The sequence below is a fragment of the Amphibacillus sediminis NBRC 103570 genome, assembly GCF_001552275.1.
Taxonomy (GTDB): domain Bacteria; phylum Bacillota; class Bacilli; order Bacillales; family Amphibacillaceae; genus Amphibacillus_B; species Amphibacillus_B sediminis.
Map to the genome: position 1 here is coordinate 85,974 of NZ_BCQW01000002.1, position 26,200 is coordinate 112,173.

General features: G+C 38.2%; 23 protein-coding genes and 1 riboswitch. Of the genes, 7 read left to right on the forward strand and 16 right to left on the reverse strand.

Annotation, left to right across the window (positions count from 1 at the left end):
- Positions 1-61: 61 nt before the first annotated feature.
- Positions 62-1,330 (reverse strand): ABC transporter substrate-binding protein, encoded by a 1,269-nt coding sequence (locus tag ASE01S_RS02400; protein WP_067837699.1) that lies wholly within the window; start codon positions 1,328-1,330, stop codon positions 62-64.
- 39 nt (positions 1,331-1,369) lie between these two features.
- Complete coding sequence (gene yicI / locus ASE01S_RS02405) at positions 1,370-3,688, reverse strand: alpha-xylosidase (protein ID WP_067837701.1); 2,319 nt, start codon at positions 3,686-3,688, stop codon at positions 1,370-1,372.
- A 167-nt stretch (positions 3,689-3,855) separates the two neighbouring features.
- Here yicI and ASE01S_RS02410 point away from each other — a divergent pair, with 167 nt between their 5' ends.
- Entirely contained in the window at positions 3,856-4,722 is an 867-nt protein-coding gene (locus ASE01S_RS02410; RefSeq protein ID WP_245630308.1) for an AraC family transcriptional regulator, read from the forward strand.
- 665 nt (positions 4,723-5,387) lie between these two features.
- On the opposite strand, the gene ddlA is transcribed toward ASE01S_RS02410, so the two are convergent.
- Positions 5,388-6,488 carry a D-alanine--D-alanine ligase gene (gene ddlA, locus ASE01S_RS02415; RefSeq protein WP_067837705.1) on the reverse strand — a complete coding sequence of 367 codons (1,101 nt, stop codon included), beginning with the start codon at positions 6,486-6,488 and terminating at the stop codon, positions 5,388-5,390.
- A gap of 23 nt (positions 6,489-6,511) precedes the next feature.
- Positions 6,512-6,943: a DUF4064 domain-containing protein gene (locus ASE01S_RS02420; protein WP_067837709.1), complete on the reverse strand. Its 432-nt coding sequence runs from the start codon at positions 6,941-6,943 to the stop codon at positions 6,512-6,514.
- A 231-nt stretch (positions 6,944-7,174) separates the two neighbouring features.
- On the opposite strand from ASE01S_RS02420, the gene ASE01S_RS02425 reads away from it, so the two are divergent.
- Complete coding sequence (locus ASE01S_RS02425) at positions 7,175-7,516, forward strand: P-II family nitrogen regulator (RefSeq protein ID WP_067837712.1); 342 nt, start codon at positions 7,175-7,177, stop codon at positions 7,514-7,516.
- A gap of 20 nt (positions 7,517-7,536) precedes the next feature.
- On the forward strand, positions 7,537-8,898 hold the full coding sequence (locus ASE01S_RS02430; protein WP_067837715.1) for an ammonium transporter: 1,362 nt from the start codon (positions 7,537-7,539) through the stop codon (positions 8,896-8,898).
- 331 nt (positions 8,899-9,229) lie between these two features.
- On the opposite strand, the gene ASE01S_RS02435 is transcribed toward ASE01S_RS02430, so the two are convergent.
- The 11 genes from ASE01S_RS02435 to pflB all read right to left on the reverse strand — a co-directional run bounded on the left by ASE01S_RS02435 (position 9,230) and on the right by pflB (position 19,527).
- Positions 9,230-9,754 carry a type 1 glutamine amidotransferase domain-containing protein gene (locus ASE01S_RS02435; protein WP_067837718.1) on the reverse strand — a complete coding sequence of 175 codons (525 nt, stop codon included), beginning with the start codon at positions 9,752-9,754 and terminating at the stop codon, positions 9,230-9,232.
- Positions 9,755-9,802: 48 nt separating this feature from the next.
- Complete coding sequence (thiE, locus tag ASE01S_RS02440) at positions 9,803-10,453, reverse strand: thiamine phosphate synthase (protein ID WP_067837721.1); 651 nt, start codon at positions 10,451-10,453, stop codon at positions 9,803-9,805.
- The gene (gene thiM / locus ASE01S_RS02445) at positions 10,450-11,253 is read right to left on the reverse strand and encodes a hydroxyethylthiazole kinase (protein WP_067837724.1); all 804 of its coding nucleotides are present in this window, start codon (positions 11,251-11,253) and stop codon (positions 10,450-10,452) included. The genes thiE and thiM overlap by 4 nt, the downstream gene beginning before the upstream one ends.
- Complete coding sequence (thiD, locus tag ASE01S_RS02450; RefSeq protein WP_067837727.1) at positions 11,246-12,079, reverse strand: bifunctional hydroxymethylpyrimidine kinase/phosphomethylpyrimidine kinase; 834 nt, start codon at positions 12,077-12,079, stop codon at positions 11,246-11,248. The genes thiM and thiD overlap by 8 nt, the downstream gene beginning before the upstream one ends.
- Before the next feature lie 144 nt (positions 12,080-12,223).
- A riboswitch (TPP riboswitch) is annotated at positions 12,224-12,329 on the reverse strand.
- 211 nt (positions 12,330-12,540) lie between these two features.
- A complete protein-coding gene (gene lepB, locus ASE01S_RS02455) occupies positions 12,541-13,080 on the reverse strand; it encodes a signal peptidase I (RefSeq protein WP_083511997.1) in 540 nt (179 codons plus the stop codon).
- Positions 13,081-13,182: 102 nt separating this feature from the next.
- Entirely contained in the window at positions 13,183-13,635 is a 453-nt protein-coding gene (locus ASE01S_RS02460) for a flavodoxin (RefSeq protein WP_245630313.1), read from the reverse strand.
- Between the two features lie 72 nt (positions 13,636-13,707).
- Positions 13,708-14,499 (reverse strand): pyrroline-5-carboxylate reductase, encoded by a 792-nt coding sequence (gene proC, locus ASE01S_RS02465; RefSeq protein ID WP_067837736.1) that lies wholly within the window; start codon positions 14,497-14,499, stop codon positions 13,708-13,710.
- 332 nt (positions 14,500-14,831) lie between these two features.
- Entirely contained in the window at positions 14,832-14,999 is a 168-nt protein-coding gene (locus ASE01S_RS15695; RefSeq protein WP_157065129.1) for a flavodoxin domain-containing protein, read from the reverse strand.
- A gap of 572 nt (positions 15,000-15,571) precedes the next feature.
- Positions 15,572-15,991, reverse strand: a complete 420-nt coding sequence (locus ASE01S_RS02470) for an organic hydroperoxide resistance protein (protein ID WP_067837739.1) — start codon at positions 15,989-15,991, stop codon at positions 15,572-15,574.
- A 465-nt stretch (positions 15,992-16,456) separates the two neighbouring features.
- The gene (pflA, locus tag ASE01S_RS02475; protein WP_067837741.1) at positions 16,457-17,203 is read right to left on the reverse strand and encodes a pyruvate formate-lyase-activating protein; all 747 of its coding nucleotides are present in this window, start codon (positions 17,201-17,203) and stop codon (positions 16,457-16,459) included.
- A gap of 65 nt (positions 17,204-17,268) precedes the next feature.
- On the reverse strand, positions 17,269-19,527 hold the full coding sequence (gene pflB / locus ASE01S_RS02480) for a formate C-acetyltransferase (protein ID WP_067837745.1): 2,259 nt from the start codon (positions 19,525-19,527) through the stop codon (positions 17,269-17,271).
- Positions 19,528-19,959: 432 nt separating this feature from the next.
- On the opposite strand from pflB, the gene ASE01S_RS02485 reads away from it, so the two are divergent.
- The 4 genes from ASE01S_RS02485 to adhE all read left to right on the forward strand — a co-directional run bounded on the left by ASE01S_RS02485 (position 19,960) and on the right by adhE (position 24,960).
- The gene (locus ASE01S_RS02485) at positions 19,960-21,126 is read left to right on the forward strand and encodes an iron-containing alcohol dehydrogenase (RefSeq protein ID WP_067837748.1); all 1,167 of its coding nucleotides are present in this window, start codon (positions 19,960-19,962) and stop codon (positions 21,124-21,126) included.
- Between the two features lie 231 nt (positions 21,127-21,357).
- A complete protein-coding gene (locus ASE01S_RS02490; protein WP_067837751.1) occupies positions 21,358-21,783 on the forward strand; it encodes a pyridoxamine 5'-phosphate oxidase family protein in 426 nt (141 codons plus the stop codon).
- 281 nt (positions 21,784-22,064) lie between these two features.
- Entirely contained in the window at positions 22,065-22,292 is a 228-nt protein-coding gene (locus ASE01S_RS02495; protein ID WP_067837754.1) for a hypothetical protein, read from the forward strand.
- 61 nt (positions 22,293-22,353) lie between these two features.
- The gene (gene adhE / locus ASE01S_RS02500) at positions 22,354-24,960 is read left to right on the forward strand and encodes a bifunctional acetaldehyde-CoA/alcohol dehydrogenase (RefSeq protein WP_067837757.1); all 2,607 of its coding nucleotides are present in this window, start codon (positions 22,354-22,356) and stop codon (positions 24,958-24,960) included.
- Between the two features lie 296 nt (positions 24,961-25,256).
- On the opposite strand, the gene ASE01S_RS02505 is transcribed toward adhE, so the two are convergent.
- Positions 25,257-26,159, reverse strand: coding sequence for a glycine betaine ABC transporter substrate-binding protein (locus tag ASE01S_RS02505; RefSeq protein ID WP_083511998.1), 903 nt, complete (start codon positions 26,157-26,159; stop codon positions 25,257-25,259).
- Between the last annotated feature and the right edge of the window lie 41 nt (positions 26,160-26,200).

A 26,200-nucleotide genomic window follows, 5' to 3' on the forward strand; every position in this document is an offset into this window, starting at 1 on the left:
CTACCATCGTTGAAGTATAGTTAGTGGAGTCAAAGCCATGACTTTGACTCCAGGAGAGATGTTATCTCATTTCTGAAAAATAGTTGCTGACTATTTCTTCAAACTCTTCCCAACTTACTGAACCACTTAAATACTTCTGAAATTCTGGATGTAAAACTGTATTGAAAAAACCATCAGGATATTGGTTATTAGCCCACATAGCTGTTTCACCATCTAAGAGCATTCGATAAATATCTTGTGAAATCTCATCTTGAATTAAATCTTGATCATATCCCTCATGTGCAGGTATATACCGAAAATCGGTCATAATCATTTCTCGGCCATAGTCCGATGTGTACATCCAATCTAAAAATTCTTTCGATGCCTCAATTTCAGCCTCTGGTTTTTGTCCATTAACCCCCCAAAACCATGATGGACCCGCCGCAATTCTGCCTTCTGTATCCGATTCAACAAAGAGTGGTAAGATACCTAATTTATTCTCAACAAAATCGGGATCGATCTCAATTAATGTTGGAATAATCCAATTACCTTGGTGAATAATCGCAACGCGTTCATTAACGAATAAATCCTCAACTGACGTACTATAATCTAATGACAGGATTGGTTGGATGTTATAGGTATTTATCAAATCGGTGTAATCACGGAATCGGTCACCATACTCAAAGTTAAGTTGTTGAGATGCATACGCATCTGTAACGCTATGATTAAATTCGGCAGAGGTGAAATGTGCCGAGAATTGACTAACTACCCAATCTTCTGCTCCGCTAAAGGCAAAAACTTCATCTAGACCAAGCGCTTCCTTTTGAGTATCAATTGTTTCTATAGCATCAACAAAATCCTGATAAGATTCAATACTATCTGGATTAACACCTGCTTGGTTAAAGATATCTCGATTTATCATTAATCCAAAACCCTCTATATTTAACGGAATGCCGTACTGGGTGCCATCTATCGTAGCCCCTTCTAATGTTCCATCAATGGCAGTCTGTGCAGCTTCCATATCAGAGATATCAGTTAAATAATCCATGTATGTTTGAACATCTGATAACCCACCTAAGGTTATAATATTTGGGTCTTCTCCTGATGCGAAGCGAGCTTGTAATGCTGATGGCGCATCTTCTCCACCACCTACTGTCGTTAACTCTATGTTTATCCCCGGATTCTCATCCTCATAGGTTGCAATCATTTCTTCCAATTGATCACGTGTTTCCACTTTGATATTGAATATAGAGATGGTGACATCATCACCACTATTTGTTCCATTTCCACAGGCAGCAGCTATTATTAATACGATTAGCAAGAACACAATTACTTTAATTGAACGTTTCATTTTTAAACCTCCTTCATTTTAATACAAGATAAATGTGGTCTAGATGATAATTTGTAACGTTTGTACATCAAATAATGAGATCACTATTTTCCCTTCAAGATTTTGGCTAACCTTTCCTTGAGAACAAGATTGAATTGAATAAAAATCGTTTAAAACAAGCTGATAATGCTTATCTTTTAAATTACAATTAACATTTAAAATGTTATCATGGCGTTCAATCACCATTGTCCCCTTTATTTTACCTTGTGTATTTGTTACGTTAGCAGTAGCCTGTTCACCGTTCTGTAATTGGTAAAGGGTAAAAGTTGCATGATGATCATATTGATAGTCTGGTAAATCTTCACGATTACCCGTAACAAGCAATGTATTTTCTCTTACATATAACGGAAGATTCATATAATCATAGTACATATTAAACCACTTACCACCATCAACTACCTCATTCGTTAGGAGATGCGTCCACTTTCCTTGTGGCAAATAATAATCCACACGGCCTTTTTCATTAAAAATTGGTGCGACAATGAGAGAAGAACCTAGCATGTATTGCTTGTCAATAAATTGAGCGGTTAAATCATTCGGAAAATCTAGTAATAATGGTCTCATGACAGGGATTCCTGTTTTATGATTTTGAACTGATTCAGCATACAGATAGGGCATAAGTCTATTTTTAAGCTTAGTAAAATATCTGGTAACATCAACAGCTTCTTGATCAAATGCCCATGGTACTCGGTAAGACGTCGAGCCATGGAGACGAGAATGTGTTGATAGTAAGCCAAATGCTGTCCATCTTTTAAATAAATCCGGTGTCGCTTTATTTTCAAAGCCACCAATATCATGGCTCCAGTAGCCAAACCCTGATAAAGCTAGTGATAAACCTCCTCTCAAACTCTCTGCCATTGATTCATAGGTTGCATCACAATCACCTCCCCAATGAACAGGAAACTTCTGACTACCAGCAGTTGCAGACCGCGCAAAAACGACCGCTTCCCCTTCTCCCTTTTCCTGTTTCAGAAGTTCAAACACAAGCTTGTTATAAATATAGCTATAGTAATTGTGCATCTTTTTAGGATCAGAGCCATCATAATAAACAATATCGGTGGGAATACGCTCGCCAAAGTCGGTCTTAAACGAATCAACCCCCATATCTAAAAGCGCTTTCAATTTCCCCTTATACCATGAACATGCAGCTGGATTTGAGAAGTCAACAATCCCCATACCAGCTTGCCATAAATCCCATTGCCAAACTGTACCATCCTCACGCTTAAGTAAATAACCATACTTAACAGCTTCATCAAACAAACTCGATTTTTCAGCAATATACGGATTAATCCAGACACAAATTTTTAATCCTTTTTCTTTTAATCTCTTAATCATTGCCTCTGGTTGTGGAAATGCATCATGATCCCATTCAAAATTACTCCATTCAAACTCCTTCATCCAAAAACAATCAAAGTGAAAAACTCGAAGCGGTATATCATGTTTAGCCATACCATCTACAAAGTAATTGACTGTTTCTTCGTTATAGTTTGTGGTAAATGAAGTTGTTAACCAAAGACCATAGGACCACGCTGGCGGTAAAGCAGGCTTGCCAATTAATTCAGCATAATGCCGGTAAACATCTTTGGGCTCATCTCCACTCATAATATAAAAATCAAGCACTTCTCCTTCAACGCTAAATTGTGTTTTTGAAACAGCTTCTATTCCAACTTCTAGACTAACCTTTTCAGGGTGATTGACAAATATACCATATCCTCTGTTACTTAAAAAAAATGGCACATTTTTATAAGCTTGCTCTGAGCTTGTTCCCCCGTCTTGATTCCAAATATTAATCACTTGTCCGTTTTTTATAAATGGGCTAAAGCGTTCACCTAATCCATAGATATACTCACCTACTGCTAGATTAAGCTGTCCGCGCATATAGGATTCTTTTTTCGGACCTTGAATCCAAGCTAATCCTTTTTGATTTAAATGGGTCAGTTCTTCTCCATTTGCCTTGTAAACTGTAATTGTAAGTGGACTAAATTTAATAGTAACCTTTGTCTTACCTGTCTCCAATATAAGACAATCCTCTTGCTTATCAATATTAAATTCTTGCTGCTGATCATTAAGTTCAAATTTGGGATTTTCAATGATTGCCCCTTTATGATGCCACGTTTTAATGCGTACGACATCTTTAATAGGTGAGCTTAATTCTATTGTTAAATTGGCTGTATTTAAAGTATCACCTCTACTTTCTATCCACTTACAAGGAGCAAAAAGGGTTACTATTTTTTGATCAATACTTACATCTCTAACATTATAAGTATGATTAATCTTATAACCTTCTTTCGTCAACCAAAAACCATCTGTAAACTTCATAAGTACCTCCTTATTGTAACCGCTTTAAAATGAATACATTACGTATTATACTAAGAGTATTGTAGTTGGTATTGCACAATTAAGTGGTAAATAACACAATTCTGATATTTAAATAAAGTGAAACTTCGTTCAGTTTACACTGCGATAAGATAAAAAGGAGGTTCACATTGGATAGAAAATTATTAGAAAATCGGCTTCACGGGGATACTATGTTTCCTGTACGTGTTTACACTGTTGACTATTTAGATGGTGATGTCATCTTTAATTTACATTGGCATCCTGAATTTGAGATTTTATACTTAGAAGAGGGAGAGATGACCTTTCAGGTTGGTACTGATGTTTACCAAATGAAAGAAGGAGATGCTTATTTTATACGTAGCGAACAATTACACGGAGCCTATCCCGTAAAAGGAAGATCATTCAAATTTCATGCGATAGTCTTTCATATTAATCTTTTAAAGAGCTTCACCTTTGATTTGGTTGATTCAGAATATCTAGAGGTGCTTGAGTCATCCTTCTTTCCTAATGCTAAGAAAATTAATACGACAGCAAAAAACAACCTCATTATTCAATTATTAAAGATATACTTCGAAAAAAAATACGGATTTGAAATGGAGATTAAAGCTTACTTACTACTGATATTAGCTGATGTTTTCAGGGATGATTCTCAAAAATTCAAACAGCTATCTGTTAGTGATGAAAACAAGCTCGATTTAATTAAAATGATTATGAAATATATTAATCAGCACCATCAAGAAAAAATCTCTGTTGCTATACTTGCAGAGCAGCTCCAAATGAGTGAAGGGCACTTTACTCGTTTCTTTAAATCCATTGTGCACCTAACACCAATCGAGTATGTCAATTCCGTTCGAATTAACAAAGCCTGTGAGCTCCTCAAAAAAACCAATAAACCAATAGTTGAGGTTGCTATGGACGTAGGCTTCAATAGTCAAAGCTACTTTATTCGTACCTTTAAAAAGCAGCGTGGATGCTCGCCACGGGAGTTTAGAAAGACTGAAATAGATCTATGGTAATTCTTTACAAAAACCCAAAGTGAAAAATTTTATTATTTTGTACACATGTTAAGGATTATCTTTACTTCGACACGTTTTATGGCAATATAAAGGATGGTGTTCTATGTATTCTACACTTAAGGATACCGGTTAGTCTTTCTTTGTACATAATAAAAAAGAAGAGTGCAACCTACCAATTATTGGTGATTCCACTCTTTTTAATCTTGGGTTACTAATCAAATGCGCAAGGGGTATTTACGCATATAGCTTCACTCTATAAAATGAAATTTCGTTCAGTGGGGGTTTCGACCATACGATGTACTCGTGAAGACGTTGCAACATGACGTCGCAAACTTAGTCAGCTTCCTCTCTCCCCCACTGAACGTTAGTTGAACCAATCGGTCGTTACTGGCTGTTGGATCTCCCACTTAGACATGACGTGTTCCCTTATTTCTTTGAAGTGGGAATCTTACAAAAGCCTTTCGATAGGGCGAGTAATCACAGTCCCAGCCAGTTACACTGCGATAAATTCCAGCTATAAATTTCCGTTGAAAATTTGTGGCCCGTCGGTGGCTTTAAGTTTTATTCAGACCAGAGTTTGAACTCCCATTGAATAGCAAACAAATATACTTTTATCTCACGACTTTTAGAAGCAGGAGCCATCTACCTGCTGAATGTAGCTAGACTCATTCAAAGAAATTATTCTTTAGTTTCGACTTGCGCTCATGACGTTCAAATGCTAATTCAATTAGTCGATCAATCAAATTAGGATAGTCAACACCCGTTAAACTCCAAAGTTTTGGGTACATGCTGATCCTAGTAAATCCAGGAATGGTATTAACTTCATTGACGACTAATTCTCCGTCTTCCTTCAAAAAGAAGTCGATTCGTGCCATTCCCTCACAATCTAAAATTTTAAATACTTGTAATGCTACTGCTCGAACCTTTTCTGTCTGCTCGGTTGAAAGCTTTGCAGGGGCTGATAAAATTGCACCCGTTTCATCAATGTATTTAGATTCGTAGGAATAAAATTCAGTCTGTGGTAAGATTTCTCCAGGTAATGAAGCTTCAGGACTTTCATTTCCGAGTACAGCACATTCAATTTCACGACCAATGATTGCCTGTTCGATAATTAATTTGTCATCAAAGATAAAAGCCTCTCTAATTCCTTGTTCAAACTCCGTTTTCGTGTTAACTTTGCTAACACCAACAGATGAGCCTTGACTAGCTGGCTTAATAAACAATGGTAACCCCAATTGTTCTTTGACCTTGTCAAATGAGATCTGCTCTAACTGATGTTTCTTATAAACTAAGCCATTAGCAACAGACAGCCCAGCCTGCTTCAACAGCCTTTTGGTAAAATCCTTATCCATACTTGCAGCTGAACCCAATAAGTCCACACCAACAAATGGAAGATTTAGTGTTCTCAATAATCCTTGCAGGCTACCATCTTCCCCTAAAGTACCATGTACTACTGGAAAAATAACATCAACTTGTGCTATTGGCTGATTTGTTGCCAAATTAATCAGTTGAGCCCTGCTTTCTCCTGGCACAACTGCCACACGTTGATCAGTATGATTTAAGCGAATTTTTTTGGGATCATCTGCATTAATTAAATAGGTGTCTGGGTCATTTAGATGCCATTTTCCTTCTTTATCAACCCCGATAAGGACAATCTGATATTTCTCTTGATCGATTGCATCAACAATATTTTTTGCAGATTGAAGTGAAACCTCGTGTTCTGCAGACTTGCCACCAAACATAATCGCTACCGTTTTTTTTTCCATCTTTCTACTCCTTATCTAAATCTCTAAGAAACAATTTCCTGAGGCTTTGGCTTTCTAAACAATGCCATGGCTCCAGCGATGGCATATAACATGCCACCAAATAAAGAAATACCGAATTGAAGAAAACCGATTATTAAACCTAGTGCAAGTAGTACGATACCTGCTGGCTTCGGTCTTTTATTACCTTTCAACATAATGGCTGATAAAACACCTGCAACTATAGCAATAACTGCAATAGCAATCATAAGAATCGCGCCTCTCGATATCGTTTCTAAAAACTCTGCATACTCAGGCATCTCTTCGACTGCAAACTCTAATTTCATCTCATTATATAGATTTGATACTGCACTTTCATCATTTTTTACAGCCATCATACTAATGCCTAACACACAAAAAAAGGCAAAGATAATCGCACCAAGTGTAATTAAAATTATTTCAATTTTCCTTTTAATCATGTCGTACTAGCTCCTCTCAGAATACTCTGTATTTATTCTAACATAGTCGTATGCCCTGCACTAATATTTTCTCTATTTCATTAAAATTAATCGATAATGACTAAACAAAAAAGGAAAGCGTTTACTTGATTTTTTTCACAAAAAAGACTTGAATTTTCTGAAAAATGGAGATATGATAATTTACATAACTTAATGTGTTAACTATCCTTACATGAAAGGGGAGTCATATCTTTGAAAAAGATTGAAGCGATTATTCGACCAGAGAAATTCCAATCATTACGAGATGCACTGGCTGATATTGGTGTAGGTGGTATTACAGTTACTGAAGTCGCTGGTACCGGTAAGCAAAAAGGGCAAACCGGAGTGTTTCGCGGCACAAGTTTTGAGGTCAAGGTATTGCCAAAGATAAAGATTGAGTTGGTTGTGCCTGAATCGAAAACGAATGAAATTATTGATCTAATTATTGAAAAATGTAGTACCGAGAAGATCGGTGACGGGAAAATCTTTGTCTATCCTGTAGAAGATGCCATTCGCATCCGGACAGGTGAGCGCGGACGGGAAGCTGTTCTTTAAAAATGAAAAGGAGGATTCATATGTTTAAGAAAGTTGCACTTTTATTTTTTATCGGTTTCTTACTAGCATCTCCTATATATGCTGCAGAAGCAGGTGAGGTTGCGTCTATAGATGCCTTAAATATGATGTGGATTATGCTCGCAGCATTTTTAGTATTCTTTATGCATGCTGGTTTCGCAATGGTCGAATCTGGCTTCACACGAGCAAAAAACTCTGTCAACATTATAATGAAAAACTTTTTAACCATTAGTATTGGACCAATCCTTTACTTTTTAGTTGGCTATGGTATTATGTTCGGTGCATCAGCTGGCTCAGTTATTGGATCTGATAGCTTTCTGTTAATGGGTGTTGATGACATCGGCTTCTTTGTCTTTCAAGCTATGTTCGTGGCTACATGTGCTACCATCGTTTCTGGTGCAGTAGCAGAGCGAATGAAGCTGGGCATGTACTGTTTAATCGTTTTAGCGATGACTAGTATCGTTTATCCAGTAGTAGGGCATTGGATTTGGGCTGATGGCTGGTTAGCTAATCTAGGCTTTAGTGACTTTGCCGGTTCAACAGTCGTTCACTTAACTGGTGCAGTTGCCGCCATCACCGTCCTTTTATTTCTCGGACCAAGAATCGGCAAATATACAGGTAATAAAGTTAATGTTATCCCTGGCCACAGCATCCCAATGGGAGCGTTAGGTGTATTTATTTTATGGTTAGGTTGGTTCGGCTTTAATGGTGGAAGTACGTTAGAGGCTGATCCTAACCTAGTACCGTTAGTCATTGCCACTACTTTATTTTCAAGTGCCGCCGCTGTTCTATCGACTGCACTTTACTCGGTCATTCGCTTCAAACAACTTGATGCTTCGCTAGTGTTAAACGGTGCCTTAGCAGGCTTAGTTGGTATTACTGCAGGGACTGCAGAGATTTCTATAGTAGGTTCAATTATTGTCGGATTAATCTCTGGTGTCATTCTAGTAGAAGGCATTACCTTTATCGACACTAAACTTAAAATTGATGATCCAGTAGGTGCAACTACCGTTCACGGAATCTGTGGGATTTGGGGAACTATAGCAATTGGTTTCTTCTCTGTCGATACCGGTTTATTCTATGGCTTCGGCTTAAATCAATTAGGGATTCAAGCACTAGGTGTGATCAGTGTTATCGCCTGGACTTCACTAACTGTAGGTACATTCACATATTTACTAACTAAATTTAGTTCAATACGTGTTGAAGAAGAAGAGGAAGTTAACGGACTAGACACATCAGAACACAGTGTTAATGCTTATGAATTCAAAGATACATTAGGTAGTAAAGAAACGATTCCGAGTCATGGTGAACTTGGCTTAGCTGATCGTTTAAACAACCTATCCGAGAGCAAAGTGCCTTCCTAAGCACAACCACTTAACGATGGATACGAATCTTTTTCCTCCTGTTTGATCATGATAAAGTGTTTGTTCAGTGGGGTTTTCAACGCATAGGATGTGCTCGTGCAGACGTTGTGACCATGACGTCGCTTAGTCAGCTTCCTCTCTCCCCCACTGAACGTTAGTTGAACCATCGGGCCGTTACTGGCTGTTGGATCTCCCACTTAGACATGACTTGTTCCCTCATTTCTTGAAGCAGGAGTCTTACAAAAGCCCTTCGATGGGGCGAGTAATCGCAGCCCCAGCCAGTTACACTGAGATAACATTAATAGCTAAATATCAAATGGATAGCCTCTTGCTATTGTCCCGCTAAATGGTCAGCTACCGCCTTCACATAGAATGGTAAATCAGGTGGTCGGCGACTTGAAATAATATGGCCATCAACGACTACTGCTTCATTAAACCAATTTGCGCCAGCATTAGTCATATCATCTTTAATGCCTGGTGTACTTGTGACATTAACCCCCTTAAGGATATCAGCTGAAATCAAGACCCAGCCGGCATGACAAATTTGACCGATCGTTTTCTTGGTTTGATCAAAGTGTCTCACGATCGCTAAGACATCGTCATAGCGTCTAAGTTTATCCGGAGCCCATCCTCCAGGCACTAACAAAGCATCATATTGACTTGCTTCAATGTTGGAAAAACTGACATCAGACTTAGCGGGTACACCATACTTCCCTTTGTAAACCTTATCTGCCTCTAAAGCTGCTAAATCGACTACTGCTCCTTCTTCCTGTAAGCGTAAGACTGGATACCACAACTCTAAATCTTCAAAATCTTCCTCTAACAATGCCAACACTTTTTTCCCTTTTAATCGCATCAATATCCCCTCCTCGAGATGGTACTAGTATACTTACCTTAATCACCTTTACTCAAACATTTTGCTCTCATGACGAAATTGCTTTGCTGCTTGAAACGGATTCTCTGCCATACTAATAGCAGAGATAATTGATACACCATCTGCTCCAGCCTGCCTAATCTCGGATACATTCGTTGCTGAGATACCTCCAATAGCAACAATCGGGAGGTTATTTACAGCTTTTCTAATCCTGACAATCCCCTCTAGTCCAATTGGTTGTTTGGCATCCTTTTTGGTGCTTGTTTGAAAGATTGGTCCCACCCCAATATAATCCGCTTGATCACGCAAGGCCTGAACTGCTTCTACGACTGAAGTGGCCGACACTCCAATGAAAGTGTCTTTGGTTAGTTTCTGTCTAATGGAGTAAATGGATTCATCCTCCTGTCCCACATGAATCCCATCAGCATTTAATTCAATAGCCAAATCAACATCATCATTAACTACAAAGGGAACACGGTATTTTTTACATCGCTTTTGCATCGCTTGTGCCAACTCTTTTTTGGCAGTGCCTTGTTTGGCTCCCAGCCCTTTTTCACGAAATTGAAAGCAGGTGATGCCGCCTTGGAGGGCCCTTTCTAAAATAATAAGCGGATCCCGTCCAGCTGTATCCTTACTTCCTAGTATGAAGTAAGCATCTAGATACCTCCGGCTAAATTTCATTTAAATTCACCCTTACTTGTGATATTTAATCGTTCAATAACGTCCTGACTAGTCGTATAGGATAAGGCATCTAAAAACCTATATTGAAATTGCCCCGGTAACTTAGCTTGCTTTGCTGCCTGCTCAGCAGCAATTGTATAATAAGCAATGGCTGCAGTAGCCGCATCGATGGTTGACGATTCAACAGCTAAAAAAGCAGCCACAACAGCACTGAGCAAACATCCTGTTCCCGTTACTTTCGTTAAGAGGCTTGTCCCATTATTGATCAATACATACTGATGATCAGCTGCAATGATATCTTCTTTTCCTGTTATTAAAACGGATTGCTTTAAATTTTCCAAGGCCGTTTTGGCTACCGCTTTAAGATCTATTTCTCCAGACGAATCGACCCCTCTAACTTTGGCATCGATACCTGCTAATTGACTAACTTCTCCTGCATTCCCTCGAATAATGGCTATATCAACTTGCTCCAAAATACGCTTTGTTGATTCGGTTCGAAATGTTGTTGCCCCGACCCCAACTGGGTCTAAAACAACAGGAATTCCTTTCTCGTTAGCAGCTTGTCCTGCGATTAGCATGGCCTCGACAAGCTCTTCTGTTAAGGTTCCGATGTTTAAAACCAAAGCATCCGCGTTTTGTGCCATTTCAGCAACTTCACGACGATCATGAGCCATGACAGGGGCTGCACCCAAAGCATAAAGCCCATTAGCTGTAAAATTCATCACCACCTGATTGGTGATATTATGGACCAGTGGCTGTGTTTCTTTAACCCGTTCAATTATTGCTGCGACCCTATCCATGGTGATGTTCACTCCTTTGACTCGGTAGCCCCTTTAAGCGATAGCCCCAGTGATTGGTTGGTCCATTTCCTATTCCTAAATTAAGCGGGTAACGGATCGCATCCGTAATAAATTGCTTAGCGATCCTAACAGCATCAAAGCAGTCTAATCCTTTTGCTAATTCTGCTGTAATAGCTGCTGCAAAGGTACACCCCGTGCCATGGGTATGTACGGTCTCAAATCGATCCGCTGTTAAATATTCAATTGTTTTGCCATTATAAAAAATATCAGTTGCCCCATCCGAAAGGTGTCCCCCTTTTACAACGGCAGACTTTGCCCCTAATTGATCGACTATTTTTCGTGCAGCACGTTCCATCTCTTTAAATGTACTGATCTTCTCTTCAATCAATAATTCCGCTTCGGGTATATTTGGCGTAACTACTGTAGCTAATGGCACTAATAAGCGACGAATGATCGCCTGAGATTCTTTTTCGATTAGTTCATCTCCACTAGTAGCTACCATTACCGGATCTAACACATAAGAAATATCGGGGAAGCGTGCCAAATAATCAGCAATAAGCTCAATCATCGATGATTTTGCGATCATACCTGTTTTTATCGCATCTGGTCTAATATCCGTCATGACACTGTCAAGCTGTTTGTCAATAAAGTCAATGGGCATGTGAGCAACAGCCTGGACACCGGTTGTATTTTGAGCAACTGCTGAAGTTAGCACACTCATCCCATATACCTCACGCTCTTGAAACGTTTTTAAATCTGCCTGAATCCCAGCGCCACCAGTAGGATCAGTACCTGCAATCGTTAAAGCTGTTTTTACACTAACCATTCAAAATCCTCCCTTTTCATATTATTATTTTTACAAGCACACTAAGTTATTACTTTCCCTCTTTCTGACTTATTAAGCTTTTACAAAATTACAAAAAGCCGCTCCAAATACATGGAGCAGCTCTCTTCACCTTTAATATATATAAAGAATACAGCTCCACTTTCCTACGTTGGTGCTAACCAAATCAGGTTCAAAGGGACCAAAGAGTCAACTCTTTATCTCAGCAAATAATGCGCCCCTAGTGGATCTAAGATTATTAAATTGTAATTATACTAAACCATGAAGTCAATAAGCTGTCAACTAAAATCAAATGCGCCTATCGAGATTCGCTCGATAAAAAACTCCAGTGAAAATCAACGGCATCCGCCAGAGGGTTTAGCTTTACTCAGCCGAGACCGAATGGAAGACAAATAGGTATTCATCTTACTACTTATAGCAGTAGTGGGAGACTTTTGTTAAAGTTAATGCTTAATTGGCCCAATTACCTGAATGGGCCAAATTCTAAATACAACTTCTCCAATTATTGAATCCTCGTTAATAACACCAAATGAACGACTATCCCGACTAATCGGACGATTATCCCCAAGAACAAAATACGTTCCATCAGGTACGACTTGATAGCCATAATCTGCTTCCAGATCAAAATCTTGGGTAAAGATTTGCCCTTCAGCTAGCTGACTTTTAAAATCATCAAGATAGCTTTCTTCATACGGTTCATCATTAATATAGAGGGTATCATTTTCAATAACAATTCGATCACCTGGCAAGCCTATTACTCTTTTGACATAATTGTCATCGGTGTCAGGTGATACAAATGCAATTTCATCAAAGCGATCTATTGAACTTATCTTACTAATAATAATCCGATCTCCTTCATGAAGGTTCGGAAGCATCGAGTCACCTTTTACAATAGAAGGTTCCATTATAAAGTGTCTTACACCAAATACAATTAGCAGTGCAATAATAATTGCTTTTAACCAAGATATAATTTCTTTTACCATGTATGCCATCCTTTTCCTTGCAATTATAATCAATAGTATTATTATACGACTCTCCCGTTATAATTGCCACAAATCTACTAAAAAAGCGTCATCTAGTTTCATTCATTGCGCCTTTTGACCTAACCGTTCAATAAACTGACGGGCAAATTGCTGACAACGCTCAACATCCGCTTGATCCGGAGTTAAGTCCACTTTTAATAAAGTTTCCATCACTTCTGCACCAATCTCGGTAAACCGTTCTGCCATAATATCTAAGGCTGTCCCATATCGGGGATAATAAGAGTCACATGATCCAAACAGCCCGACAAACTTATTTGATAGATCTAGCTCTTCAAGATCTTCATAAAACGACTCCACTTCATAAGGAAGCTCCCCATCACCCCATGTATAAGTACCAAACAAAATTGCATCATAGTTGACCAAATCAAAGGCCATAATATCATCAATATCAATTTGAAAGACTTCTAGTCCAAAACCATTAGCCTTTACTTCCTCCTTGATTACCTCTGCCATCTCTTCTGTATTTCCTGACATACTAGCAAAAACTAAAGCCATTTTCACAGATCACCACTCCTCTCTTCACATATTAATTGATAATGATTATCAATGTCAAGAAAGGAGTGACATCTATTGTTCTGCCCTTTTATAGCAAGCCTTTAAGGCTGATTCAACCATTTCATCAAATTGATATTGATCGAACACCGATAACGCTGCAGCAGTTACTCCCCCGGGACTAGCAACCTCATCAATTAAATCTTTGGCACACTTTAAATCCGATGTCAGCATCTCTGCCGATCCTTTGATCATTTGCGCGACCAGCTGTTTAGCTACTACTTCTGAAACTCCAGCATTTAAAGCACCTTGAACTAAATTATCAGCCAACCGATAAATAAAGGCTGGAGCACTACCTGTTATTGGTGTTAAGGCATGCACCTGGTCTTCGTTTAGTTTTTTAAACTGCCCAATACCAAATAGGATCTTTTCCAAATAATACTCTTGTTCATCTGTTACATGCTTGCCGGAAGCAAATAGCGTAATGGATTCACCTTTGGCTGCTGCTGTGTTCGGCATTACCCATGCAACCGCTGCTCCTTCAGGTAAGCGTTCCTGCATATAGGTTACATCAATTCCTGCTGCAACAGTAACGATCAATTGGTTTGTCATAACTGCGGACAAATCTTTAAGTACTTGATCGTGTGCTTCTGGTGGCATTGCCAAAATAATTAAATCCTGATCCGCCACATAATCTTGCCAGTTGAGCGTTGTCTTTACTTTAAATCGATTTTCGATCGCTTCTAAACGCGTCGTATTACCATTATTTGATACGATAACATTTTTAAAATCTGCTTTTTTTAAGCCAACAATGATCGCAGTCGCCATTCTTCCGGCCCCGATAATTAAGATTTTTTCTCCTGACATGACTTTTCCTCCTTATTCCCCCTGGAAACGATTTAACCTTGCCACAAATTAATCTATTTCAGTAAAATCCAGGAGTATTGTATGTTCTTTCGTTTACTTGATCCATTATCAAACGATCGAGTGGATCTAATTTCTCTCGATCTAACTCACCACCAATGATTGATGTTGCTATTGAATGGATGTCTAAGCTCTTCAGGGTAGGCTTGATTAAATTGGTGCTCAGCTACCTCTTGTTCTAAAAAACAGCATAAAAATAACCCTAAACGTTTTTGCAAAAGTTCTACATATGCCCTTTCAATAAATTATTGCATTATAGGTTGAATCTCCCCTAATTAAATAGAGCCACCTAGTATGACTTGATCAAACCTAGTCAAGTCTACCTTCTGCTCAGCCTCTAGTAATTGAATAAGCCCAATATTTTTTAAAAGCTTTTCACTCAGGTATGTAGCCGTTAAAATGGTTGTACCATGGGTAGACGCAAAGACAATAGCCGTCTTCATCAATCATCCCCCTCAATGCTAATTTTATCACATCATTATTTCTATAATTTAATCATCTCGATTATCATAACCTTAAGTAATAGAGCTGTCAAAATACGTGATAAATGTATTCTGACGGAGGTGGTACGCTTATTTAACACAGCTCTTATTCATCTAGCTATAATTGTAATATATGATGGAATCCAATTAAATACAAGCTTTTTTGCATAATTCTGTAAAATTGTCACCTTTAAGTTAATTACAGCGATAGTCGCTAATTATTGAAGGTACAAATAAAACCGTATTTCTATGCTAATTTCAATAGTTATCTCGTCCTACTCAGCTTCAATTCGGTAACTTCCCCTGTATGTTGGAAAGGAGATGATCAGGCGTTTTCTAGAGCTCGATCATTGCCAAGTAATTAGTGGTTAATTCATGTATCTAGCTTTAGATGAACCCGAAATCACTCATCTTTTTGTGAATATGTTAGTTATTCTTATACTTAGTACTTACGGATTTTTTACTACTTCGAAATTTCATTCTTATCGTGTAAAAAAAGGCTAGACAGTTGCACCTGTCCGCCTTTTTAAAATCTACACTGAAGTGACATTAAGTTTTACCTCAATATTACCTCTTGTTGCTTTAGAGTATGGGCAAAACTCATGAGCTTGCTTTACTAGTTCTTCTGCTTCGGTTTGGTCTACTCCCTCTACTTCAACATTTAGTACAACGCCAATTTTAAATCCTTCATCTTGAGGGTCTGTTTGTAAGCTGACATCGGCAGTTACGTTTGAGTTGATCTTCTTCTTTTGCCGTGACGCAATCAGGTTTAAGGCACCGTCAAAACAAGCAGAATAGCCAGCAGCAAATAATTGTTCGGGATTTGATCCTTCAGCATTACTTTTTCCGCTCGGATCAACCAAATTTAAATCAATTAGACCATCATCGGACTTAACATGGCCCTCTCGGCCACCTTGAGCCGTGGCATGAGCAGTAAACAAAATTTTACTCATTCATTCACACTCTCCTCTTTATTGTTTTATTTTACTATTCCTTTTTAGCTAAAAAATAAACCTCTCTTTTAATTTTATCAAATGCGCCTTGGCGTATTTACACTAAATTTTATCGAGCTCCACTTTAAATTAATGTTAGACTTCAGACAAAACTTAAGAAGAACCGCTTTGTTTTATCTAGAAATGGGGGTTAAGTCATAGCTGCGAGAAAGGTTTATCCTAAAACTACTGAAACAACCAAAATTAACTGAGTCTTTTTAACAAAAAAAGCTTGTCAACCGCCCTTGAATGGACTTGTTAACAAGCTGAGAAAGCTAATTCGGCTTTCATTTAACGAAGTATAAGGAATAGAAGGTATATTATTTAATGACACAGTTTTTTCCAAAAAGATCCAAATAGTGATCAGCTAGTTGACAGCCAATCTACTTGTTGTAATGGAACCTATTTGAACATTGCCGCTAAAGTTTAAGTTAATGCAATCACTTTTTTACGATTAAGAATAGCTTCGGCATTTTTTACCCGTTCTTCAGAAGGTGGTTCAACACCTGCTAACGGATAATCAAGACCAAGATTCTCCCACTTATAAACACCAAGTTTGTGGTAAGGTAAAACATCAATACGCTCTACATTAGATAAGGTTGCAATAAAATCAGATAGACGTTGAAGTAACTGATCATCATCACTACCACCTGGGACTAGAACATGTCTGACCCATATAGGTACATTCTTCTCATCTAGATAGCGCGCCATATCTAAAATATGCTCGTTTGATACACCCGTTAACTCTTTATGTTTGTCAGGGTCAATCTGTTTTAAGTCAAATAAGATTAAATCGGTAACTTCCATAAGCTTATCTAAGGTATCCATAAATCGAGGAGAGCGACTAAAACATCCACCCGACGAATCGATACATGTATGAACACCAAGCTTCTTCAGTTCTGTGAACAACTCAAGGATAAATTCAGCTTGAATTAATGGTTCTCCACCACTAACCGTTACACCGCCGTTCGATGCCTCAAAGAAAGGTAAATATTCTTTAATATCTTGAACAAGCTCAGCTACAGTCATTTCCTTACCACCAGTCATTTTCCATGTGTCTGGATTATGACAAAACTGACAACGCAGCAAGCACCCTTGAGTAAAAATAATATAGCGTAAGCCTGGACCATCTACCGTACCGAGGGTTTCAATTGAATGAATACGCCCTTTCATAAAGTCGTCCTCCCTTTTGATTAATAAAGGAGAAGACTATTCTTCTCCTTTATTTTTGAATATACTTATAAGCTTTCGTGGAATGTCCGGTTAATCACATCAATTTGTTGTTCTCTTGTTAGTTTAATAAAGTTAACTGCATAGCCAGAAACGCGAATAGTAAGTTGTGGATATTGTTCTGGGTGCTCCATTGCATCAAGTAATGTTTCACGATCAAATACGTTAACATTTAGGTGATGCCCTTTTTTCTTAGCATAGCCATCTAGCATAGCAGCTAAGTTAGCTTTTTGTGTATCTAAATCTTTACCTAGAGCTTTTGGCACAATTGAGAATGTATTTGAAATACCGTCTAATGAGTAGTCATATGGCATTTTAGCAACAGAGCTAAGCGATGCTAAAGAACCATTTGTGTCACGTCCATGCAATGGGTTAGCACCTGGTGCAAATGGCTCACCTGCTTTACGACCATCTGGAGTGTTACCTGTCTTTTTACCGTAAACAACATTAGATGTAATCGTTAAAATGGATTGTGTATGCATTGAATTACGGTAAGTTTTATGCTGTTTTATTTTGTTCATAAACGACTTAACTAAGTTAGCCGCAATTTGATCGACTTGATCATCATTATTACCGTATTTAGGGTAGTCGCCTTCGATTTCATAATCTACGGCAAGACCATTTTCGTCACGAATCGTACGTACTTTGGCATGTTTAATCGCACTTAAAGAGTCAGCTACGACAGACAGTCCTGCAATACCGCAAGCCATTGTCCGTAATACTTCACGGTCATGCAATGCCATTTCAATTCGCTCATAACTATATTTATCATGCATATAATGAATGATGTTTAGCGTATTTACATAAACGCCTGCTAACCAATCAAGCATCGTATCATATTTTTTCATCACTTCATCATAATCTAGATACTCTGAAGTAATTGGTGCATAGTTAGGGGCAACTTGTGCTTTAGATTTTTCATCTACACCACCATTAATCGCATATAACAATGCTTTGGCTAAGTTAACGCGTGCACCAAAGAACTGCATTTGTTTACCAATCCGCATGGCAGATACACAGCATGCAATACCATAATCATCACCATAGTGTGGGCGCATTAAATCATCATTTTCATATTGAATTGAACTTGTTTTAATCGACATAGCTGCACAATATTTTTTATAGTTATCTGGTAATTTTTCTGACCAAAGCACGGTTAGGTTTGGCTCTGGAGCAGGACCTAAATTATCAAGTGTGTGCAGGAATCGATAAGAGTTCTTTGTTACTAATGGACGACCATCCTCAGCAATACCAGCTAATGATTCTGTTACCCAAGTTGGGTCTCCACTGAATAATTCATTGTACTCAGGTGTTCTTGCAAATTTAACTAAACGTAATTTCATGACAAAGTGATCAACCAGTTCTTGAGCCTCTTCTTCTGTTAAGACACCGTTTTGAAGATCACGTTCAATATAAACATCTAAGAAAGTAGATACACGACCAAGACTCATAGCAGCACCATTTTGCTCTTTAATGGCTGCTAAGTAACCAAGGTATAGCCATTGGAACGCTTCTTGAGCATTTGAAGCTGGTTTAGAAATATCAAAACCATAGATCTCGCCTAGTTGTTTCAACTCTTGCAATGCACGAATTTGTTCAGAATGCTCTTCACGATCACGAATAACGTCATCTGACATTACGCCATTTCCACCAATTAGGGCTAAGTCGGCTTGTTTAGCTTCGATTAATTTATCGACACCGTAAAGGGCTACACGACGATAATCACCGATTATACGTCCACGTCCATAGGCATCTGGTAAACCTGTGACAACACCGGCACGACGTGCTGCTCTAATTTCAGGTGTATAGGCGTCAAATACACCTTGGTTATGTGTTTTACGATATTCTGTGAAAATCTTTTCAACTTCTTCATCTAACTTATAGCCATATGATTCAGCAGAAACAGCTGCCATTCGAATACCGCCAAATGGTTGTAGTGAGCGCTTAAATGGCACATCTGTTTGAACACCTACAACTTTTTCCTTTTCTTTATCTAAGTAGCCAGCATCATGTGAAATGATCGTCGATACGATTTTGGTATCTAGGTCATAGACACCTCCTCGTTCACGCTCTTCTTTAGTAAGCTCCATAACCTGCTTCCATAGTTCAGTAGTAGCTTCTGTTGGTCCAGCTAAAAATTCTTCATTTCCTTCATATAGACTGAAGTTTTTTAAAATAAAATCACGAACGTCAATTTCTGACTGCCAGTTACCTTCGCGAAAACCATTCCAAGGATCGTTTTTTGTAACTTCTTCTGCTACTTTCATTTCCGCTACCTCCTCAAAATTTAAATCAATCCACTCTTAGAGTTATTGATTAACTTAATTAAAGTATAAATCCGAATGGAACAAAAATAAAGTGAAAAACATCACATTTTAAAACTGTTATAGTAAATGTTCATATTTTGTTCAAAATTTAAATAGCGTTAAATTTTGATTAGTATACACAGAATGATATCGTTTAATCACTTTTCAATAAAAGGTTTTTAAAATTCCAAAAGCATACTACACGTCAATATACATAGTGATATAAATCCTCTGTATCATGCTGTTATATACATAGACAACAAAAATAATAGTACAGATAAACTCACTTAATCAGATTATTTTTTCCGTAATTCCCAAAAAGATAGGAGGCTTTTTTCTTTACTTCAACGAATAGGCTTGTCATTATAGAAACAAAGGAGGCGATTAAACATTATGGATTCTTTTATTTTTCATAATCCGACAAAATTGATCTTCGGAAAAAATACGTTACAACACTTAAAAGAAGAAATTCCTCATTATGGTAAACGGATTCTGCTCGTTTATGGTGGCGGAAGCATAAAGCGTAATGGCATTTACCAAAACGTGATCCAGTTACTTGATGAGATTAATGCAACTGTTTTTGAATTGTCTGGAGTCGAGCCAAACCCTCGCGTGACAACAGCACGAAAAGGTGTTGAAATTTGCAAACAAGAAAACATTGACTTTATTTTAGCTGTTGGTGGTGGAAGTACGATTGATTGTGTAAAAGCAATTGCTGCGGGAGCAAAGTCCGAGCATGATGTTTGGGATATTGTGACAAAGAAGCATCCAGCCGAGGCTGCCTTGCCGTTTGGAACTGTCCTTACCCTAGCTGCAACTGGCTCAGAAATGAATAGTGGTAGTGTTATCACCAATTGGGAGACAAACGAAAAATACGGCTGGGGTAGTCCATATACTTATCCTCGCTTTTCAATTTTAGACCCAACCCATACAATCACTGTACCACGTGACCAAACGGTGTATGGAATCGTTGACATCATGTCCCATGCCTTTGAACATTATTTTCACCAGACATCCGATACTCCATTACAGGACCGTATGGTAGAAGGGTTACTAAAAACAGTCATTGAAACGGCTCCAAAACTGTTAAATGATTTAAATAGTGATCAATATCGTGCTACCATCCTTTACTGTGGTACGATGGCTTTAAATGGTATGGTAAATATGGGCTATCAAGGCGATTGGGCTACACACAATTTAGAACATGCTGTTTCAGCCGTACATGATATTCCGCACGGCGGTGGCCTAGCCATTCTATTCCCACATTGGATGGAGCATGTGCTCGATACGAACGTGGATCGATTTAAGCAAATGGCTAGCCGTGTTTTTGATTTAGAACAAGGAAGCTTGTCTGACCGCGAATTCGCATTGTCAGGAATAAAAGCACTGAGAGCTTTCTGGAATTCTATTGGTGCTCCAAGCCGTCTTAGCGATTACAAAATTACCGTGAATAGTATAGCAGAAATGGCAGATAAAACAGTTGTAGCAAAACCTCAATTTGGCAACTTTAGACCACTTACGCGTGATGACGCTGTTGCTATTTATCAGGCAAGCTTATAGTTATCTCTAGATGGTGACTGAAGTTTCACTTTATTCTATCGCTTTTCAGTCAGGACCACATGGATGTCATTGCATCTCTGACTGGAAAGCTTTTTTATCCTCACACGCACATCATTGTCCTTTTGTCCAACTCTAGCCTTAATCCTTGTTTTCACTCCAGTCTATTCTTCTGCATAATTTGAACTTTTTAGTCGATACTAGCTATAAAATTCTTATTAGCAGGTGATAAATATGACAGATGCTCTTCTAGAACAAAAAATTAAAAAAATCATATCTGACCATCAAATTGGAACAATGGCAACTGTTGCTCAAAATCGACCCTATTCACGATATATGACTTTTTTTGCTGATCAATTTATTCTATATACTGCGACCGCAAAGCAAACTCATAAAGTAGAGGATATCGAAGAAAATCCTTATGTGCATCTTATTATTGGATTTACCTTTGATGGTACACATGATGAGTATGTAGAAATAGAAGGCCAATGCTCAATTCATGATGATCCTAGTATAAAGAAGAAATTATGGAATAAAGAACTAGAGCCCTGGTTTTCTGGTGTCGACGACCCTAACTATCTTGTTCTTAAAATCACTCCTCAAGCTATTCATTTAAAGAACGATCATCAACAAAAATCGAATACCTACAACCTAAGCTAGTTAAGGTTAATTGATGCTGAGCAATGCAACCTTTCGTTCATATGTTATGGTCTAAGGCTAAAAAGCATTTGCTCAGCCTGTTCAAACGATGGTATTTGCTGTCTTATCATCCAAATTTCTAGATTATTGGTTAAACACAATAACTACACCAGTAATCTATTATTCTCATCTTCACGACCAACCCTAATTGTGAAACGTTTCACAAATCTGTCACAATTTCGATATTTTGTAAGCGTATACAGGTGATATGATGATATCAGAAAGAACGAGGGAGGGATAAAATGATATTGACAGAGTGGAAAGACTTTGGAACCGACGCTGAATATTATACTCAGTTTAGCTTTGAACAAGAAGTCAATGATCAATTTGAAGCAATGAGCGTTCAGGAAGGAAAAGATATTCCAAATCTGATTTGGACTAAACAATATGTAGTTGTAATCAAAAACAACACGCGTTTGATAAACGATGTCACATTTATTAAGTTTCCTCGTAACCCATCAGTAAGCTAAGATTGTTTTTATTTTTTGAGTTAGTATGCTCAATACTTCACATAAAATAGGAGGTTTTACTATGGTTACAAAAGTAGAAAAAAAGCTAGATGTTCAAGAACAAACAGTTGCAGAAAATATTGATCAGTTAGTCGCAAATGCTCAAAGCGCATTGAGCGAAATGAAGAAGCTTACGCAAGAGCAAGTTAACGATATTATTAAGGAGATGGCGCTAGCTGGCTTAGATAAACATATGTATCTAGCAAAACTAGCTGTTGAAGAAACTGGCCGCGGTGTCTATGAAGACAAAATTATTAAAAATATTTTTGCCACTGAATATATCTATCACAATATTAAATATCAAAAAACAATTGGTGTAGTTAGCGAAAATGAGCATGAAGGTATTGTGGAAATTGCTGAACCGATTGGTGTAGTTGCTGGGGTAACTCCAGTAACAAACCCTACTTCAACAACCATGTTCAAATCAATTATTTCAATTAAAACAGGTAACCCTATTATCTTTGCATTCCATCCATCTGCACAGAAATGTAGTTCTGAAGCTGCACGGACACTTTATGAAGCAGCTGTTAAAGCGGGGGCACCTGAGCATTGTATTCAATGGATAGAAAAGCCATCAATAGAAGCAACTCAAACACTTATGAAGCATGATGGCGTGGCTACTATTTTAGCGACAGGCGGACCTGGAATGGTTAAATCAGCCTATAGCTCAGGTAAACCAGCTTTAGGTGTAGGTGCTGGTAATGTTCCATGTTATATTGAAAAATCTGCTGATATTAAACGAGCTGTAAATGACTTAATCCTTTCTAAAACATTTGATAATGGTATGATTTGTGCTTCTGAACAAGCGATGATTGTCGATAAAGACATTTACGAGCAGGTTAAACAAGAAATGATTGATAACAAATGCTACTTCTTATCTCCAGCTGAGAAAACTAAAGTAGAAAAACTAGTAATTAATGAAGAAACCTGTGCAGTTAACCCTAAGATTGTTGGGATGAAACCAGTTAAAATTGCTGAAATGGCAGGTGTAAAGGTTCCAGAAGATACAAAAATCATTGTAGCAGAATTAACCGGAGTTGGACCTAACCATCCGCTATCTCGTGAAAAGCTCAGCCCAGTGTTAGCCGCTTATAAGGTAAACTCTAGTGAAGATGGTTTAAAACGTTCAGAGGAAATGCTTGAATTCGGTGGTTTAGGGCACTCAGCTGTTATTCACTCTAATAACCAAGAAGTCATTGATGCCTTTGGTGCTCGTATGAAAGCAGGACGGCTTATTGTTAATGCCCCTTCATCCCAAGGCGCCATTGGTGACATCTATAATGCCTATATTCCATCATTAACTTTAGGTTGTGGATCATATGGCGGTAACTCTGTATCAACAAATGTAGGTGCCATGCACTTAATTAATATTAAAAAAATGGCGAGAAGGAATAATAATATGCAATGGTTTAAAGTTCCACCAAAAGTTTATTTTGAAAAAAATTCAGTGCAGTATTTAGCGAAAATGCCTAACATCTCTAAAGCATTTATTGTAACAGATCCAATGATGGTTAAATTAGGTTATGTCGATAAAGTTTTATATCAATTACGTAAACGTCCAGATTATGTCCATTGTGAGATCTTCTCAGATGTTGAACCAGACCCTTCAAAAGAAACCGTTATGCGCGGAGCGGAAGCGATGAATGCCTTTGATCCAGATGTAATCATCGCACTTGGTGGGGGATCTGCTATGGATGCCGCTAAAGGTATGTGGTTATTCCACGAACACCCAGAGACAGACTTTAATGGATTAAAACAAAAGTTCTTGGATATTCGGAAACGTGTTTACAAGTATCCTAAACTTGGAGAGAAGGCACAGTTTGTTGCCATTCCAACTACTTCAGGTACTGGTTCAGAAGTAACATCATTCTCAGTTATTACCGATAAACAACAAAATGTAAAATATCCTTTAGCTGATTATGAATTAACGCCAGATGTTGCGATTATTGATCCACAATTCGTCATGACTGTACCAAAAGTCGTAACAGCTGACACTGGTATGGATGTTTTAACACATGCGATTGAAGCCTATGTGTCTAACATGGCTAATGATTATACGGATGGTTTAGCTATCAAAGCGATCCAACTTGTTTTCGAGTATTTACCTAAAGCCTATCGTGACGGCAGTGATGCTCTGGCTAGAGAAAAAATGCATAATGCTTCAACCATTGCGGGGATGGCTTTTGCCAATGCATTCTTAGGTATTAACCATAGCTTGGCGCACAAACTTGGTGCAGAATTTCATATCGCCCATGGACGTGCCAATGCGATTCTAATGCCACATGTTATTCGGTATAATGCTAAAAAACCGACAAAGTTTGTATCCTTCCCGAAATATGAACACTTTGTAGCAGATCAACGCTATGCTGAAATTGCCCGTGCATTAGGCTTACCAGCTCAAACAACCGAAGAAGGTGTTGAAAGCTTAGTTAACGCCATCTATAAGTTAGCAAAAGAATTAAATATTCCAATGAGCATTGCAGAAAACGGTGTTGACAAAAAAGCATTTGAAGCCAAAGTAGATTATTTAGCCGATCGTGCTTTTGAAGATCAGTGTACAACAGCTAATCCTAAGCTACCACTCGTTACTGAATTAGCTGAGGTATACCGTAACGCCTATAAAGGTTAATGAAATTAGTTCCCCTATCTAGTCTATATAATTGAGTAGGCGGGAGTAATTAACTCCCGTCCTCTCATACCACCTTAAATCAGACTGTCTAATCAAATAACTAGCACAGTAAGTACACATTTTGGATGATTTTATTAGCTCCACGATGTTCTAGTAAATTTGGCTCGTCTTTTTATAGTCATAGTGTCTACTCCAGCTCGCGGTGGGCAATACAAGCCAGAATTCATAGCATTTTAGTCCACAGTAAAAAGAACCCTACCCAAAATAAGGTAAAGTCCTTTCACTTTATATAACAATTATTCTTTTGGCTCTAAGTCTTCCAGCGAATCAATGCCCATATAACTTGGAACAGCTAAACCGGTTCTCGCCCCAATTAAGTTTGGTCCAAGGTCGTCAAAATCACCTTCATAGTTCTTATAGAGTTCCGAATGTGTTACCGGCATCCATACAGCCAATGAAGCATCCGCACCGCCTGTGGCGATCGACTCAAACATAATGGCAGGGTCTACCTGTGTAAGGGTCACATCAAATCCTTTTTGCTCTAATGTTTGTCCAGCAACATTAGCGGTAAAAATTGCATCATCCCATGGTAAAAGGGCTATTTCAATCGATGTACCATCGACATCATTTACACCTTCTGTCCATTCTGCGACCGTATCTTGATTAGCCTCTATCCAATTCGCTGCGACATCTTCATAATCTCTTTCTTGAGCTTCTAATAATGCATTTTCAACATCTTCGAGCTCTAAATGGATGCGGTCGAGAATTGTATAGGCTTCTGGCATATCATTCTGGAGACCTTTCCGAGTTATCGTCGTAATGCGCTCTTCATCACCATGAATACCTTTAGGATCCTCCAAATAATGTATATCCCATTTTGCAAACATATAATGTGGTGACCAGGCACTGAATACAATCGGTTCTTCATTTTCAATTGCTGTCGATAATTCCGACAACATTGCTCCAGCCGAAGACAAATCCTGCTCCCAGCCAGCTAGGTTCTCATATGATTCTAGTACTTCAAAGTTTTTCTGGGTTTGCCCAGCACCAGGCTCTGTTCCCGTAATGGTATAGTCTAATTGTTCACTTAGGCTCATATCATCCTGCACTTCACCATCATTTGTTCCACAACCTGCCACGGTAAGCGCTAAAGCTAACCCAGCTATGATACTGGTTTTTTTCCATTTGAAATTTAACATAAACATCATCCCCCAAATATGGTTATATTATTTCATTTCTT

What these genes read in the sequence shown, in the direction of transcription:
- adhE (WP_067837757.1), top strand. Translation starts at nt 22,354, where the DNA reads ATGGTTACAAAAGTAGAAAAAAAGCTAGATGTTCAAGAACAAACAGTT.
- pflA (WP_067837741.1), bottom strand. Translation starts at nt 17,203, where the DNA reads ATGAAAGGGCGTATTCATTCAATTGAAACCCTCGGTACGGTAGATGGT.
- ASE01S_RS02490 (WP_067837751.1), top strand. Translation starts at nt 21,358, where the DNA reads ATGACAGATGCTCTTCTAGAACAAAAAATTAAAAAAATCATATCTGAC.
- ddlA (WP_067837705.1), bottom strand. Translation starts at nt 6,488, where the DNA reads ATGGAAAAAAAAACGGTAGCGATTATGTTTGGTGGCAAGTCTGCAGAA.
- ASE01S_RS02485 (WP_067837748.1), top strand. Translation starts at nt 19,960, where the DNA reads ATGGATTCTTTTATTTTTCATAATCCGACAAAATTGATCTTCGGAAAA.
- thiD (WP_067837727.1), bottom strand. Translation starts at nt 12,079, where the DNA reads ATGGTTAGTGTAAAAACAGCTTTAACGATTGCAGGTACTGATCCTACT.
- ASE01S_RS02430 (WP_067837715.1), top strand. Translation starts at nt 7,537, where the DNA reads ATGTTTAAGAAAGTTGCACTTTTATTTTTTATCGGTTTCTTACTAGCA.
- pflB (WP_067837745.1), bottom strand. Translation starts at nt 19,527, where the DNA reads ATGAAAGTAGCAGAAGAAGTTACAAAAAACGATCCTTGGAATGGTTTT.
- yicI (WP_067837701.1), bottom strand. Translation starts at nt 3,688, where the DNA reads ATGAAGTTTACAGATGGTTTTTGGTTGACGAAAGAAGGTTATAAGATT.
- ASE01S_RS02460 (WP_245630313.1), bottom strand. Translation starts at nt 13,635, where the DNA reads ATGGCTTTAGTTTTTGCTAGTATGTCAGGAAATACAGAAGAGATGGCA.
- ASE01S_RS02400 (WP_067837699.1), bottom strand. Translation starts at nt 1,330, where the DNA reads ATGAAACGTTCAATTAAAGTAATTGTGTTCTTGCTAATCGTATTAATA.
- ASE01S_RS02470 (WP_067837739.1), bottom strand. Translation starts at nt 15,991, where the DNA reads ATGAGTAAAATTTTGTTTACTGCTCATGCCACGGCTCAAGGTGGCCGA.
- ASE01S_RS02495 (WP_067837754.1), top strand. Translation starts at nt 22,065, where the DNA reads ATGATATTGACAGAGTGGAAAGACTTTGGAACCGACGCTGAATATTAT.
- ASE01S_RS15695 (WP_157065129.1), bottom strand. Translation starts at nt 14,999, where the DNA reads ATGAAGACGGCTATTGTCTTTGCGTCTACCCATGGTACAACCATTTTA.
- ASE01S_RS02505 (WP_083511998.1), bottom strand. Translation starts at nt 26,159, where the DNA reads ATGTTAAATTTCAAATGGAAAAAAACCAGTATCATAGCTGGGTTAGCT.
- ASE01S_RS02435 (WP_067837718.1), bottom strand. Translation starts at nt 9,754, where the DNA reads ATGCGATTAAAAGGGAAAAAAGTGTTGGCATTGTTAGAGGAAGATTTT.
- thiM (WP_067837724.1), bottom strand. Translation starts at nt 11,253, where the DNA reads ATGGATAGGGTCGCAGCAATAATTGAACGGGTTAAAGAAACACAGCCA.
- lepB (WP_083511997.1), bottom strand. Translation starts at nt 13,080, where the DNA reads ATGGTAAAAGAAATTATATCTTGGTTAAAAGCAATTATTATTGCACTG.
- proC (WP_067837736.1), bottom strand. Translation starts at nt 14,499, where the DNA reads ATGTCAGGAGAAAAAATCTTAATTATCGGGGCCGGAAGAATGGCGACT.
- ASE01S_RS02420 (WP_067837709.1), bottom strand. Translation starts at nt 6,943, where the DNA reads ATGATTAAAAGGAAAATTGAAATAATTTTAATTACACTTGGTGCGATT.
- thiE (WP_067837721.1), bottom strand. Translation starts at nt 10,453, where the DNA reads ATGAAATTTAGCCGGAGGTATCTAGATGCTTACTTCATACTAGGAAGT.